This window comes from Desulfuromonas acetexigens (assembly GCF_900111775.1).
Classification (GTDB): domain Bacteria; phylum Desulfobacterota; class Desulfuromonadia; order Desulfuromonadales; family Trichloromonadaceae; genus Trichloromonas; species Trichloromonas acetexigens.
In genome coordinates, this window is the sequence record NZ_FOJJ01000037.1 from 64705 (window position 1) to 79131 (window position 14427).

The following is a 14427-nucleotide window of genomic DNA, read 5'->3' on the forward strand; positions in this document are numbered from 1 at the left end:
GCGGGAAGAAACGAGAATTGAAACAAGATTTCACCGGGAAAAGCTGCATTCCCGGTAAGAAAAAAGCCCCCGCGAATGTTCGCGGGGGCTTTTTTCTTAACAGGCGTGGCGAATCGGTGATCAGATACGCCGCACGTTATTGGACTGAGGCCCTTTTTGGCCCTGGGTGACTTCGAAGCTCACGCGATCGCCTTCAGCGAGGGACTTGAAGCCGTCGCCCTGGATCGCGGAGAAATGAACGAAAACGTCCGGCCCGTTATCCTGCTCGATGAAGCCGAAACCCTTTGCGTCGTTGAACCACTTTACCGTACCTTCTGCCATGATTTTCTCCATCCTTGACGCTCCCGATCGGGAAGCGTACATGTCGCGCGGTCCTTTGCCCTGAAAGCAAAAAAGCAGACCAAGAAGGGTCTGCGTGTTTTATTCCGAAGCGACACCTCGCCGTTTCGGTGGACCAAAAACCTGCGCGAACTTTTCTAAGTTTTTGAACACTAGCACGCCCCTCTGACAAAACGCAACCTTTTTCCGGCAATCTCCGAAAAAAAGATGATCATTATCCCTCCACTGCGGAAAGTTCCTCCGGCTTGACCGCGGCCCGGCGATACCAGGCGGTGAACTCTTCGACCGCGAGGGGGCGACTGAAGTAGTACCCCTGCCCGCGATAGCAGCCTCTCTGCTGAAGAAAAGCCATCTGCTCGGGGGCCTCGACCCCTTCGGCGATGACTTCCAGCCCCATGCTACGGGCCAGGGCGATGACCGAGGTAGCGATGGCGGCGTCATTATGGTCTGTGGTGATGTCACGCACGAAGGACTGGTCGATCTTCAGGGTCGAAACCGGCAGGCGCTTGAGGTAACTCAAAGAGGAATAGCCGGTACCGAAGTCGTCGATGGCCAGACGCACGCCCATGGCGTTGAGCTCTTGAAGAATCTGAATGACCGCCTCGATATCGTACATGATGGAACTTTCGGTGATCTCCAGCTCCAGCCAGGCGGGGTCGAGCCCGGTCTCGGCAAGAATCCGCTCGACCGTGCGCACCAATTCGATCTGCCGGAACTGCCGGGCCGAAATATTGACGGAGACACGGATCGGCGGCAGGCCCATCTCCTGCCAGGCGCGATTCTGGGCGCAGGCGGTCCGCAGCACCCAGACGCCGATAGGCAGAATCAGCCCCGAATCCTCGGCCAGGGGGATGAAGTCGCCGGGGGAAACCATCCCCTGCTCGGGATGGCGCCAGCGCACCAGTGCCTCCATGCCGACCAGGGCGCCGCTGGCCATATGCACCTGCGGCTGGTAATGGAGGACCAGCTGATCCTCGTCGATCGCCTTGCGCAGCTCCGTTTCCAGCATCAGCAGTTCGCCGGCGCGGAAGTTCATATCCGGCGTATAGAACTGGAAATTGTTGCGCCCCTGCTCCTTGGCCCGATACATGGCGACGTCGGCGGCCTTCATCAGTCCGTCAACATCCTCCCCGTCGGCCGGGACGAGCGCGATGCCGATACTGGTGGTGACATGCAGCACATGGGGGGGGATGGCGATGGGCGGCGGCAGGGAACGAAGAATCTTCTCGGCGATATGGGCGATATCTTTGAGTTCGCGCAGGTCTTCGAGGAGGATGACAAATTCGTCGCCGCCGAACCGGGCGACTAGGTCGGACTTGCGGATACAGGCGCTGAGACGGGCAGAAACCTCCCGCAGCACCTGGTCGCCGATTTCATGCCCTAAGGAATCGTTGATCGTTTTGAAGCGGTCGAGATCGAGAAAGAGAATGGCCGCCATTCGTCCGGAGCGCTGGACTTCAGCGATCGCCCGCCGCAAATGACTATGGAAGAGCACCCGATTGGGCAAGCCGGTGACCTGATCGTGATGGGCGATGTACTGCAGACGCTCTTCGTTCCGCCGCAGACTTTCCTCGACGGCAATACGGTCAGTGATTTCGGCGAGGGTGCCGATATAACCGATCGTCTCTCCGGCCTCATCCCGTTCCGGCACCGCTTCCCCCATAACCCAGGCCAACGAGCCGTTGCCGCGATCGAAACGGAAATCTTCCTTGAAGGGAAAACAGGCTTCGCAGGCTCGCCGCCAAGCCTCTTCAACCCGTGGTCGGTCCTCGTAATGGACGGCGGCGAGCCAGCCGTCCCCCAGGGCAGATTCCTGGACCATGCCGAGCATAGCGAGGCCGCGCCGGTTGATATAGGAGCATTTCCCCCAGCGATCGGCGTAGAAGATGCCGACCGGCGAATGCTCCACCAGGGTCTGGTGCCGCCGCTCCAGTTGCCGGAGGGTCTTGCGCGTTTCCTGGTAGTCGGTGAGATCGAGAATACTCACCGACACCTGGCTCCAGGCCTCTTCGTCATGGGGGATCGGCAGGGAGATGAAGGTCGTCAGGCGCGTGCCATCGAGAGCACGCATGGCGACCTCGGCGCTGAAGCTCTCCGCCCCTGCCCACAGGGCACAGAGCGCTTCGGCCAGGACCGGCAGAGACTCTTCGACGAAGGTTTGCGACAGGGCGGCGATCAACTCCTTTTTACCAGGGGCGCGGAAGATCCTGAGACTGGCTTCGTTGACGTCGTTGACCTGAATTTCCCCGGCCAACTCCAGGATTTTCTCTGGATGTTCCGCCAGAAAAGCGCGCAGATCGGCAATCCCCTCGGCACGCAACGCTGAAAGCGCCCGCCGCACGCCGCGCAGATCCTCATCCCAAATCGATACGGCGGCCCCCTCGAAGAGGCCGCGATAGCGGATCATATGCCCCTGCGCCGCGATTTCGGCCCGTTGGCGTTCGGTGATTTCGCGCTGCAGCTCTTCGCCGCGCAGAACCAGTTCCTGGGTTTTACGCCGCACCTGGAAACGGGTCGCCAGCGCGAACCCGGCAAGGAGCACCAGCAGGCCCGCCGCCCCGAACGCCGTCGGCAAGAGCCAGGCGGGTAGGGTCACCACAGAATCTTCCTTGATCCAGTGGGCCAGGCTGCGATAGTAGAGGGAGTCGGGTTCGGCCTTCAGCGCCGCGAGATGGCGGTCGACCGCGTGCCGCAGGGATTCGTCGGCGTCCAGGGAAAAGACGAAACGCAACTCGATGGGACTGACCAGGACCGGGCTTTTTTTCAAGCGATAGTCGCCGGCAAGACGGTCGAGAAAAAAGCGGTTGGCCAGGGCGACGTCGGCACGCCCATCAATAACCGCCGGCAGAAGCTCGGACATATCGGCGACTTCGAGAAACTTCACCTCGATTTCCAGCCTCCGCGCCAGCTCCCGCAAGCCGTTGGGACCGGTGGCGAAGATGCTGCTCGGAACGATCGCCACGGTCTTCCCTTGCAGATCGAGAAAAGAGTCGATCTTGGCCCCCGGCCGGGTCAGCAACTGCCCCCAGTTGGAAAGGACCGATTCCCGGGAAAAATTGTAGAGCCAGTCCCGTTCTTCGCTGTAGCCAACGCCGGTGACCAGATCGACCGCGCCCTCTTCGAGCCAGGCGAAGCAGTCGGTAAAGGTTCCGGGCCGATATTCCAGAAGCCAATCTTCGCGTCGGGCGATCTCCTCCAGCAGCTCGGGGAAAATCCCCCGCGCCTGCCCGGATTCACGATCCCAGGCCGCCATCGGCAGGTTGTCGAAGATCCCGACGCGAACCGTGCGAGCGGCTACGGCGAAATCCGGCGCGACAAACAACAGCAGCAAGAGGATTATTAATCCGCGGAGGATCATCAAAGAAACCTTGTCATCCTTTTGACGTTTCATGAAAAAAACCGGCCCACCAAGCCCTGCATGCAAGAATCGTTCATTTTCTCTCTCTCCTGCCGTCTCTGGCCAAAAAATCTCTCCGGAGGGATGAAAGCCCCTCGCAAATCAGTTAAGCTTTCCGAGCACAGACTTTGCAACCGCCTCGCGCCAAGGAAAAAGATCATGCCCTCCACTCCGTCCTCCTCCCCTTCGTCCACGCTGCTGGCGGCGGTCCGCCAGTTCAACGAAGGCGCCTACTTTAGCTGCCACGAAACCCTGGAAGTGCTCTGGCAGGACGAACCCGGCCCGATCCGCGCCGTCTACCAGGGGGTATTGCAGATCGGCATCGGCCTGTTGCACTGGCAGCGGGGCAATCACCGAGGCGCCCGCATCCTCCTGCGCCGCGGGGATGAGCTGCTGCGTCCCTTTCTCCCCGTGGCCCTTGGTCTTGACCTGGCCGGACTGAGCGCCGCCGTGGCGGGCCTGCTCGAAATTCTGGAGAGCCCCGCCGGACCACCGCCCCTGACCGACGATCGACGGCCCGGCCTAAGCCGGACCGGAGAAAAAGAGTAGTGCCGTTTTGGGCCCGCCCGGGTGGACAAGCACCGGCGGCGCGGTATAATGAGAGCGATTTTCGACCTTTCATGGGATAAAATTGATCAACAGGAGTTGACATGCGCTTTGAGCAAACCCGGGATGCGCTGCTCCATGTAGAGCGTTTTCACCGACTCGCGGAGCAACTTTATGGTGAGTTGCTGGAGCAGGCTGATCCGCGTGTCGTGATGCTCCTCGACTATCTGCGGCGCCACGAGGCGAAACAGGCCGACAACCTGCGCGGCGTGATCGGCGACCTCACCCCCCGGGTTCTGAACAGCTGGTTCAAATACAGCCACGACCAGGACATCTTGCTCCCCCTCGACGCCGCCCGCCTGCAACCGCCGAAAGACTTCGACGAAGCCTTCGATCTCGCCTTCCGCCTGGATGAGAAGCTGCTGGAGTTCTACCAGGAGATGATCGAACAGTCCCCTTCGGGCGAGGCCCGGGAAATTTTCATCAACCTTCTGGGGCAAGAGATGAAGGAAAAGCAGAAGTTGATGCGCGGCGCCCTCGGCCTGCTCGATCTGTGAAAGATAAGGGACAAAACCCGTGAAACATATCCGCCTGAAACAAGGATTCGACCTCCCCCTGAGTGGCGCTCCGGAACAACGCCTCGCCGACGGCCCGACGATTGGCCGTGTCGCCCTGCTCGGCCCCGACTACCCAGGGCTGCGCCCCTCCATGTCCGTCGCCGAGGGAGATCGGGTGCGCCTCGGCCAGCCCCTCTTTTGCGACCGCCGCGACGAGCGCATCCGCTACACCGCGCCGGGCGCCGGGCGGGTGACGGCCGTTCATCGCGGCGACAAGCGCGTACTGCTGGCGGTGGAGATCGAATTGGAAGGGGAAGAGGAGGAACGCTTCGCGACCTTCGCCGAGGAGGAACTCGACCGCCTCAGCCGCGCACAGGTCATCGACAACCTGCTCGCCTCGGGACTTTGGACCGCCCTACGGGTACGTCCCTTTGGCAAGGCGCCTCTGCCCGACCAGGTGCCCGACGCCCTCTTCGTCACCGCCATCGACACCCAGCCGTTGGCCGCCGATCCCCGTCTCATCATCGCCGAAAGGCAGGACGATTTCCGCATCGGCCTGCGAGTCTTACGTCACCTGACCGACGGCCCCCTCTACCTCTGCCTTGGTCCGGGCCCGGAACCGGTCGTGCCGCGCGGCATCGAACGGGTGCAGTTCAGCGGCCCCCATCCGGCCGGACTGCCGGGAACCCACATCCACCGTCTGGTCCCCATCACCCCCGGCCGCGCGGTCTGGCACCTGGGTTATCAGGATCTGCTCGCCATCGGCCGCCTCTTCACCAGCGGCCGGTTCGACCCCGCCCGCGTCATCGCCCTGGCCGGCCCGGGGATGTCTCGGCCACGCCTGGTTCGCACCTGCCTGGGAGCCTCCTGCGCCGATTTGCTGCGGGACGAAAATGTCGCCGGCGATCAGCGCATCGTCGCCGGTTCGGTTCTGCATGGCCGCGCGGCGGAAGGCCCACTGGCGTTTCTCGGCCGCTTCCATCTGCAGGTCTGCGCCCTGCCCCGCACCGGCGGCTCCCGGCCACGCCTCTCCTTTTTCAATCCACTACGGGCCTGGCTTCCGCACGGAAAAACCTACAGCCTCGACGGCGAACGCCACGGCACGGCCCAGGCCATCTTCCCCCATGGCCGCTATGAACGGGTGATGCCTTTCAACCTGATGCTTCCCTATCTGCTCCGCGCCCTCGCCTGCGGCGACGCGGAGGAGGCGCGGGCCCTGGGCTGCCTGGAACTGGAGGAGGAGGATCTGGCCCTCTGCTCCTTCGTCTGCCCGGGCAAGAATGATTTCGGCCCCATGCTGCGCGCCGTCTTGGACGAGATTGAGAAAGAAGGATGAAGACCAACGACCCGAAAGAGACGACCTCGGCACTGCGCATCCTGCTTGGCCGGGATGAGGAGACGACAGCCACCGACGCCCCGCTGGTTCGGGACCACGCCAATCTGAGCCGAATCATGGGCTCCGTGCTGCTGGCCCTGACCCCCTGCTTCGTCGCGGCCCTGTGGAACCTCGGCCGCCAGATGCATCTGGCCATGGCAACCGAAGAGATCGAGGCCCTCTTCGACTGGCGCGAAGCGGTCTTCCAGGGGCTCGGCATCGCTCACGATCCGGCCTCCCTGGCGGCCAATTTGCTCCTCGGTGCCCTTTATCTGCTGCCGACCCTGCTTCTCTGCGCCTTCACCGCGCTCTTCTGGGAGGCCCTCTTCTCCCGGGCCCGGCGCCAGGCGCTGAATGCCGCCTGGCTGGTGAGCGTGACCCTGCTGGCTCTGATCCTGCCGCCGGCGCTCCCCTGGTGGCAGATCATCCTTGGCGTCTCCTTCGGCACGGTGCTGGGCAAGGAGGTCTTCGGCGGCACCGGGCGCAACTTCATCAATCCGGCCCTGGCCGCCTATGCCTTTCTCTTCTTCGCCTATCCCGCCGGTTTCGCCGCCGACAGCGCCTATATCCCCATCGACGGGGTGACCGGCGCCACCCCCCTGGCCCTGGCCGCCGCCGGCGGCTTGCCGGAGCTCGGCGCCGTCGTGACCTGGGGTCAGGCCTTCTGGGGCGCCATCCCCGGCGCTCCCGGCGAGACCTCGACGGCGGCCTGCCTGCTCGGCGCCGCGATCCTGCTGGCTGCGGGCGTGGCGAGTTGGCGGATCATGCTCGCCGGACTGCTCGGCGCCTTCACCCTGGCGAGCCTGCTGACGCTTCTCGGGGGGGACGGCAACCCCATGCTCGGCCTCCCTTTCCACTGGCATCTGGTGCTCGGCAGCCTCGCTTTCGGCTTGGTCTTCATGGCCACCGACCCGGTCTCCTCGGCTCTCACCCGCACCGGTCAATGGTGGTACGGCTTGCTGATTGGCGGCATGATCATTCTGGTGCGAGTTTTCAATCCCCTCTTCGCCGAAGGGACGATGCTCGCCATTCTTTTCGGCAACATCTTCGCGCCGGTGATCGACCGCTTCGTGCTCCTCGCCCACATCCGGCAAAGGAAGTCCCGTCATGGCCAATGATTCCGTCGGCCGCACCCTGCTGGTCGCCTTTCTCGTCTGTTTCGTCTGTTCGCTGCTCGTTTCGGCGGCGGCCATGGGCTTGCGCACGATCAAGGAGCGGGACGCCCGCCTCAACACCTACCGCCAGGTCCTCGCCGTCGCTGGGCTACTCGACGACGACCCGGAAGCCGTCTGGAATGCCCGGGTCGAGGTGAAGCTGGTGGAACTGGAGGACGGCCGCTACCGGGAGGAGCTCGATCCCTGGAGTTTCAATCCCCGGCGCGCCGCCGCCGACCCCAAGCGGAACTATCGCATCCCCGCCGAACTCGATCTGGCCGAGATCAAGACCCGGGCGCGTCAGGCGCAGGTCTATCTCATCCGCGACGGGGAAGCATTGAGCCAGGTGATTCTGCCGGTCCACGGCAAGGGGCTCTGGTCGACCCTCTACGGCTATCTGTCCCTCGCCCCCGACCTGACGACGGTGAAAGGTTTCGGCTTCTACGAACACGGGGAAACTCCCGGCCTCGGCGGTGAGGTGGACAATCCCGCGTGGCAGGCCCAGTGGCCCGGCAAAGAGGTGCGCGACGCCCAGGGCCGACCGGTCATCGAAGTCCTCAAGGGCAAGGTCGAAGCGACAGACCCCCTGGCCCGCCACCGTATCGACGGACTTTCCGGCGCTACCATCACTTCGCGCGGGGTAACCAACTTGCTGCGCTACTGGCTCGGCGAGGACGGTTTCGGTCCCTATCTGCGCCGACTGGCCGAAGAGGGAGGCACTCATGGCTAAACTCAAGGAGACCCTTTTTCGCCCCCTCTTCGACAACAACCCCATCGCCCTGCAGATTCTCGGCATCTGCTCGGCCCTGGCGGTCACCGGCCGGATGGAGACGGCCCTGGTCATGTCGTTGGCAGTCATTTGCGTCGTCTCCCTGTCGAGCGCCATCATCAGCCTGATCCGCCGGCAGATCCCCGACAGCATCCGCATCATCGTACAGATGACCATCATCGCCTCGCTGGTCATCATCGTCGACCAGACGATTCAGGCCTTTCTCCCCGACCTCAGCCGCAAGCTCTCGGTCTTCGTCGGCCTGATCATCACCAACTGCATCGTCCTCGGCCGCGCCGAGGCCTTCGCCATGAAACATTCGCCCGGCGCCGCCTTTCTCGACGGCCTCGGTAACGGCCTCGGCTACAGTCTGGTGCTGCTCGTCGTCGCCAGCCTGCGCGAGATCTTCGGCGCCGGCACCTGGTTCGGCCTGACCGTGCTTAAAACCGCCCAGAGCGGCGGCTGGTACGTTCCGAACGGGCTGATGCTGCTGCCGCCAAGCGCCTTTTTCATCATCGGCCTGCTGATATGGGCGCTGCGCACGTGGAAACCGGAACAGGTGGAGAAGGACTGACGCCATGCTCGAAAACTATCTCGACATCTTCATCCGCGCGGTCTTTATCGAGAATATGGCTCTTGCCTTCTTCCTCGGGATGTGCACCTTTCTCGCCGTCTCGAAGAAGGTGGAGACGGCCGCCGGATTGGGGCTGGCGGTCATCGCCGTGCAAACCATCACGGTGCCGGTCAACAGCCTCATCTACCGCTACCTGCTGCGCGAGGGGGGGCTGGCCTGGGCCGGGCTGGAAGGGGTCGACCTGACCTTTCTCGGACTGATCTGTTACATCGGCGTTATCGCTGCCATCGTGCAGATTCTCGAACTCTTTCTCGACAAGCACATGCCCCGGCTCTACGCCGCCCTCGGCATCTTTCTGCCGCTAATCACCGTCAACTGCATGATTCTCGGCGGTTCGCTCTTCATGGTCGAGCGCAACTACAACTTCGGCGAGAGTCTGGTCTTTGGTTTCGGCAGCGGCACCGGCTGGGCACTGGCCATCGTCGGCCTCGCCGGCATCCGCGAAAAGCTCAAATACAGTCGGATTCCTGACGGCTTGCGCGGCCTGGGGATCACCTTCATCGTCGCCGGCCTCATGTCCCTGGCCTTCATGGCCTTTTCCGGCATCAAACTGTGAGGCGCACGGCGCCCACCGGCACCAAGGCAATGGCGTTATGACCGAAATCATTCTCGGCGTTTCTCTCTTCACCGGCATCATCCTGCTGCTGGTCGTCCTGATTCTGGTGGCGCGGGCCTTTCTCGCCCCGCGCGGCCAGGTCACGCTGACCATCAACGACGATCCGGGCAAATCCCTGACGGTCAAGCCGGGGGGCAAACTGCTCACCACCCTCGGTGCCAACGGCATCTTCATCCCCTCGGCCTGCGGCGGCGGCGGAACCTGCGGCCAGTGCCGGGTCAAGGTCCTCGCCGGCGGTGGCGCCATCCTTCCCACCGAAACCGGCCACATCAACCGTCGCGACGCCCGGGAAGGGACGCGCCTCGCCTGCCAGGTGGGAGTCAAGCAGGACCTGCGTCTGATCCTTCCGGCGGAAATCTTCGATATCCGCAAATGGTCGTGCACGGTGCGCTCCAACCGCAACGTCGCCTCCTTCATCAAGGAGCTGGTGCTGGAACTCCCGCCCGGCGAAGACGTGAATTTCCGTGCCGGCGGCTATATCCAGATCGAGGCGCCGCCCCACGAACTCGCCTACCGCGACTTCGACATCGACGAACGCTTCCGCCCTGAGTGGGACCGCTTCGACCTCTGGCAGTACCGTTCCACGGTCAAGGAACCGATCCAGCGAGCCTATTCCATGGCTAACTATCCCGAGGAAAAAGGGGTCATCATGCTCAACGTGCGCATCGCCAGTCCGCCGCCGCGCCATCCCGAGGTGCCGCCGGGGCAGATGTCCTCCTACATCTTCAACCTCAAGCCGGGGGATCAGGTCACCATCTCCGGCCCCTACGGCGACTTCTTCGCCAAGGAGACGGACAAGGAAATGATCTTCATCGGCGGCGGCGCCGGCATGGCGCCGTTGCGCTCGCACATCTTCGATCAGCTGCTGCGCCTCGAGAGCACTCGGAAAATTTCCTTCTGGTACGGCGCCCGCAGCCTGCCGGAGCTCTTCTATGCCGAAGAATTCGAAAAACTCGCGGCCGAGCACGATAATTTCAGCTGGCACGTGGCCCTCTCCGAACCCCTGCCCGAGGACCAGTGGGACGGTCCCACCGGCTTTATCCACAACGTCCTGTACGAACGGTACCTCAAGGATCACCCGGCGCCGGAAGAGTGCGAATACTACCTGTGCGGTCCGCCCATGTTCCTCCTTTCCACCCGGGATATGCTGGAAAACCTCGGCGTGGAGGGGGAAAACATCCTCTATGACGATTTCGGCATGTAGCCATGAAGATCTTTTTCCTCAGCCTGATCCTCTTTCTGCTCAGCTTCGCCGGCCTCGCCGCCGGGCTGCTGCTCGGTCGCCGCGAGCCGCGCCGCACCTGCGGCGGCGGCAAGGAGAGTTGCAGCTGTGCCTCGGCCGGGGAAGGGCCGGCGCGTTGCCCCGACGCCCCGCGCCATTCTTGAATCCCGTTAAGTAGTCTTTGGGCCAGAATCGGCTGTTGACAGCGCCCCTCCTCTTCCCATAGACTTAATCCATCGACGAATGGGCAAACCCGGGGCAACCCGGCGACGCAAAACCACGGGTCCGAACGTTTCGGATGGCCGGGTTACCGAATCGAACGGGCAACCACCCCACCCGCCTTCGTCGATTCGCAGGCGGGTTTTTTCGTGGGAAGGGCCCGCGCACTTGAAGGAGGTCACCATGAACGTGAATGGCGCAGCAAACGCAACGGCCGGTCTTTCCATCCTGAAAAAGGCCAACGAACAACCGAAGGTCGCCCTCGAAGTCATGCAGAAATCCATGCAAGGCATCGAGCAGGCTCAATCCCCGCGGAAAAACCAGGATTCCAGCTTGGCCGAAATGACCGGCAAGGGAAAGCTCATCAACGTCAAAGCCTGATTTCTCTTGCCCATTACGTAAAAAAAGACCCCGTTTCCGACTGGAGACGGGGTCTTTTTTTATCAAAGGATGAGCGGATCGCTCAGGACAGCCGGGCCTTGAAATCCTGGTAGCCGAAACGGCGAACGACTCGCAGTTCACCGCTGGTCGGCTCGAAGGTGCAGATGGCCGGATGCTGGATGCCGTTGAAGGTGGTCGTCTTGACCATGGTGTAATGGGCCATGTCCTCGAAAGCCAGGCGGTCGCCGGGCTTGAGCGGCTGCGCGAAGGACCAGTCGCCGATCACGTCCCCAGCCAGGCAGGACGGCCCACCGAGGCGGTAGCTGTGGGCCTTGACGCCGGCATCGAAACCGCCGGTGATGCCGGGACGGTAGGGCATCTCCAGCACGTCGGGCATGTGGCAGGTGGCGGAGACGTCGAGGATGGCGATCTCCATCTCGTTTTTTACCACGTCCAGCACCTCGGAGACGAGCACGCCGGTGCCGATGGCGATGGCTTCCCCCGGTTCCAGATAGACCTCCAGGTCGTATTTCCCCTTGAAATATTTGATCAGCTCGACCAGTCCGTCGATATCGTAGCCTTCGCGGGTGATGTGATGGCCGCCGCCGAGGTTCATCCACTTCATCCCCGGCAGAAAGGCGCCGAACTTCTCCTCGAAGGCTTTCGCCGTCCGCGCCAACGGCTCGAACAACTGCTCACAGAGGGTGTGAAAATGCAGCCCCTCGACCCCCTCCAGGGAGCGCCCGTCGAACTCCCGGCGGGGGATGCCGAGACGGGACTTGGGGGCGCAGGGATCGTAGATGGCGGTATGCCCCTCGGAATGCTCGGGATTGACCCGCAAGCCGATGGAAACCCGCCCCTTTTCTTTCTCCCAGAGCGGCCGGAAACGTTCCAACTGGTTAAAGGAGTTGAAGACCAGGTGGTTGGAGATGGCGAGCAGTTCCACCACATCGGATTCTTTAAAAGCGGCGGCGAAGCTGTGCACCTCGCGGCCGAATTCCTCCCGCCCAAGGCGGGCCTCCCAGGGGGAAGAGGCGCAGACCCCGTGCAGGGTTTCGCGAATGAGGGGAAAGAGACTCCACATGGAAAAAGCCTTGAGCGCCATGAGGATTTTCGCTCCGCTGCGTTTCTGCACCTCATCGAGAATGGCGAGATTATGCCGCAACCGCCCCAGATCGACCACATAGGCGGGGGAGGGGGCGAGTTGCAGGATTTTTTCGATATCGATACCGACCATAGACACAGCTCGTGCTTTCTCAGGGGTGGATTCCCGGCGGCAGCAACCCCAGGATAAAATCGTAAAGAGCGCGGGCAGCGGCAAAAGCATCCCGAAACTCCTCGGGTTCCGGCTCGACAAAGAGACCGGGATAGCGATATTCCACGGCCAGCGGCGTCAAAAGTCGGGCTGCTTCGACATAGTCCGCGAACCGACCGTCGATATTCGCCGTTTGTCCAATCAGCAATTCGAGGTCGTGGGATTTTTCGAAGCGAACATCGTGGTAAAGAAGAAATCCTTTCAAAGCCTTTTCCGCCGCCTGCTGACAATGGTACGCCGCCGTATCCAGAAGGGGCGTTGCCGCCTCGGCCAACTCCCGGGCCGAAAGCAAATCGCGGCTCGCTTTAATCAACCAACTTCTGGTCAATTCGGCTTTAGTGTCGTTCATACAAAACCCGGCCCTTTTCAAATACCTGACTTTCAAGGGAGGCATACACGTCGCGAAATTTCTCCGCCTCGGCGCGGGTCCGAACCAGCACGTCCTTGGCGACTTGCAGCCCGCTCAAACAGGCCAACGCTCGACGAGCTCTCTGCAAGGGCCGCTCGCTGCTCTCCGACACGATCACATAGAGATCGACGTCGCTTCCCTCATCCGGGCGGCCCCAGGCGCGGGAACCAAAGAGAATCACCTGTTCCGGCGCGAAGGTGCGGACCAGCCGGTCAGTCATCTCTTGCAGCAATGTGTCATCAACCTTGGTCATTTACTCATCCTTAAAGAACAAAATCCGAAAACCTCCATATCCGCCTACAGCTCCGGCCAGTCGCCGCCGTCGACGACTACCGTCGGCAGGCCCATGGGGCCGAGTTCCGCCAGGAACGGCTCGGGATCGAACTGTTCCATGTTCCAGACCCCCGGGGCGTGCCATTTGCCGGTGAGCATCATGATGGCGCCGACCACCGCCGGTACGCCGGTGGTGTAGCTGATCGCCTGGGATTTGACCTCGCGGTAGCAGGCCTCGTGGTCGCAGAGGTTATAGATGTAGACCTGCTTGCGCTTGCCGTCCTTGAGGCCCCGGGCGATGACGCCGATGCAGGTTTTGCCCTTGGTCAGCGGCCCGAGGCTGCCGGGATCGGGGAGGAGAGCCTTCAGGAACTGAATCGGCACGATCTTCTGCCCCTGGAATTCGACCTCGTCGATGCGGGTCATACCGACATTCTGCAGCACCTCCAGGTGCTTCAGATAGTTGTCCGAGAAGGTCATCCAGAACTGGGCCTTCTTGATGGTCGGGATATGCTTGACGATCGACTCCATCTCCTCGTGGTAGAGGCGGTAGACGTTCATCGGCCCGATGCCGTCGGGGAAATCGAAAACCCGCTTGGTCGAGAGGGCCGGGGTTTCCACGAACCGGCCGTTCTCCCAGTGGCGGCAGGCGGCGGTCACTTCGCGGATGTTGATCTCCGGGTTGAAGTTGGTGGCGAAGGGCTGGCCGTGGCTGCCGGCGTTGGCGTCGATGATGTCGAGCTCCTGTACCTCGTCCAGGTACTTCTTCGCCGCCAGGGCGGTGTAGACGTTGGTGACGCCGGGGTCGAAGCCCGAGCCGAGCAGGGCCATGAGCCCGGCCTGCTTGAATTTATCCTGATAGGCCCACTGCCAGGAGTACTCGAACTTGGCGGTATCGAGCGGCTCGTAGTTGGCGGTGTCGAGGTAATCGACGCCGGTCGCCAGACAGGCATCCATGATATGCAGATCCTGGTAGGGCAAGGCCACGTTGATGACCAGTTTCGGCTGCACCTTCCGGATCAGCGCCGTCAATTCCGGCACGTTGTCGGCGTCGACCTGGGCGGTGGCGATCGGCGTGGAGATCTGCGCGGCGATGGCGTCGCACTTGGCTTTGGTGCGCGAGGCCAGGGTGATTTCGCTGAAGATATCGCGCCGCTGGGCGCATTTATGGGTAACGACCTGGCCGACCCCGCCGGCGCCGATAATCAGAACCTTGTTCAT

General features: G+C 62.4%; 16 protein-coding genes and 1 riboswitch. Of the genes, 10 read left to right on the plus strand and 6 right to left on the minus strand.

What is annotated here, in order from left to right; genetic code table 11:
* Positions 1-120 precede the first annotated feature (120 nt).
* Positions 121-321, minus strand: coding sequence for a cold-shock protein (locus BQ4888_RS12555; RefSeq protein ID WP_092057822.1), 201 nt, complete (start codon positions 319-321; stop codon positions 121-123).
* A gap of 232 nt (positions 322-553) precedes the next feature.
* On the minus strand, positions 554-3730 hold the full coding sequence (locus BQ4888_RS12560) for an EAL domain-containing protein (protein ID WP_092057607.1): 3177 nt from the start codon (positions 3728-3730) through the stop codon (positions 554-556).
* Between the two features lie 165 nt (positions 3731-3895).
* Between BQ4888_RS12560 and BQ4888_RS12565 the strand changes: the two genes are divergently transcribed.
* The 10 genes from BQ4888_RS12565 (at position 3896) to BQ4888_RS12610 (ending at position 11209) form a co-directional block, all read left to right on the plus strand.
* The gene (locus BQ4888_RS12565; protein WP_170232861.1) at positions 3896-4285 is read left to right on the plus strand and encodes a DUF309 domain-containing protein; all 390 of its coding nucleotides are present in this window, start codon (positions 3896-3898) and stop codon (positions 4283-4285) included.
* Positions 4286-4386: 101 nt separating this feature from the next.
* Positions 4387-4839, plus strand: a complete 453-nt coding sequence (locus BQ4888_RS12570; protein WP_092057609.1) for a ferritin family protein — start codon at positions 4387-4389, stop codon at positions 4837-4839.
* 19 nt (positions 4840-4858) lie between these two features.
* Positions 4859-6175, plus strand: a complete 1317-nt coding sequence (locus BQ4888_RS12575; protein ID WP_240746342.1) for a Na(+)-translocating NADH-quinone reductase subunit A — start codon at positions 4859-4861, stop codon at positions 6173-6175.
* Positions 6172-7332: an NADH:ubiquinone reductase (Na(+)-transporting) subunit B gene (locus BQ4888_RS12580; protein WP_092057610.1), complete on the plus strand. Its 1161-nt coding sequence runs from the start codon at positions 6172-6174 to the stop codon at positions 7330-7332. The genes BQ4888_RS12575 and BQ4888_RS12580 overlap by 4 nt, the downstream gene beginning before the upstream one ends.
* Positions 7322-8098: a Na(+)-translocating NADH-quinone reductase subunit C gene (locus BQ4888_RS12585; RefSeq protein ID WP_092057611.1), complete on the plus strand. Its 777-nt coding sequence runs from the start codon at positions 7322-7324 to the stop codon at positions 8096-8098. Before BQ4888_RS12580 ends, BQ4888_RS12585 begins: the two co-directional genes overlap by 11 nt.
* Complete coding sequence (locus tag BQ4888_RS12590) at positions 8091-8711, plus strand: NADH:ubiquinone reductase (Na(+)-transporting) subunit D (protein WP_092057612.1); 621 nt, start codon at positions 8091-8093, stop codon at positions 8709-8711. Before BQ4888_RS12585 ends, BQ4888_RS12590 begins: the two co-directional genes overlap by 8 nt.
* Positions 8712-8715: 4 nt before the next feature.
* Positions 8716-9327, plus strand: coding sequence for an NADH:ubiquinone reductase (Na(+)-transporting) subunit E (gene nqrE / locus BQ4888_RS12595; RefSeq protein WP_092057613.1), 612 nt, complete (start codon positions 8716-8718; stop codon positions 9325-9327).
* A gap of 37 nt (positions 9328-9364) precedes the next feature.
* Complete coding sequence (nqrF, locus tag BQ4888_RS12600; protein ID WP_092057614.1) at positions 9365-10591, plus strand: NADH:ubiquinone reductase (Na(+)-transporting) subunit F; 1227 nt, start codon at positions 9365-9367, stop codon at positions 10589-10591.
* A gap of 2 nt (positions 10592-10593) precedes the next feature.
* Entirely contained in the window at positions 10594-10773 is a 180-nt protein-coding gene (locus tag BQ4888_RS12605; protein WP_092057615.1) for a hypothetical protein, read from the plus strand.
* Between the two features lie 72 nt (positions 10774-10845).
* Positions 10846-10924: riboswitch (cyclic di-GMP riboswitch) on the plus strand.
* Between the two features lie 87 nt (positions 10925-11011).
* A complete protein-coding gene (locus BQ4888_RS12610; RefSeq protein ID WP_092057616.1) occupies positions 11012-11209 on the plus strand; it encodes a hypothetical protein in 198 nt (65 codons plus the stop codon).
* A gap of 82 nt (positions 11210-11291) precedes the next feature.
* Here BQ4888_RS12610 and nspC read toward each other — a convergent pair whose 3' ends face one another.
* Genes nspC through BQ4888_RS12630 form a run of 4 tightly spaced genes read right to left on the minus strand, consistent with a single transcriptional unit; the run spans position 11292 to position 14427 of the window.
* A complete protein-coding gene (gene nspC, locus BQ4888_RS12615; RefSeq protein WP_092057617.1) occupies positions 11292-12446 on the minus strand; it encodes a carboxynorspermidine decarboxylase in 1155 nt (384 codons plus the stop codon).
* 19 nt (positions 12447-12465) lie between these two features.
* Positions 12466-12873 carry a HEPN domain-containing protein gene (locus BQ4888_RS12620; RefSeq protein ID WP_170232862.1) on the minus strand — a complete coding sequence of 136 codons (408 nt, stop codon included), beginning with the start codon at positions 12871-12873 and terminating at the stop codon, positions 12466-12468.
* Positions 12860-13186, minus strand: a complete 327-nt coding sequence (locus tag BQ4888_RS12625; protein ID WP_092057619.1) for a nucleotidyltransferase domain-containing protein — start codon at positions 13184-13186, stop codon at positions 12860-12862. Before BQ4888_RS12625 ends, BQ4888_RS12620 begins: the two co-directional genes overlap by 14 nt.
* A gap of 44 nt (positions 13187-13230) precedes the next feature.
* On the minus strand, positions 13231-14427 hold the full coding sequence (locus BQ4888_RS12630; protein WP_092057620.1) for a saccharopine dehydrogenase family protein: 1197 nt from the start codon (positions 14425-14427) through the stop codon (positions 13231-13233).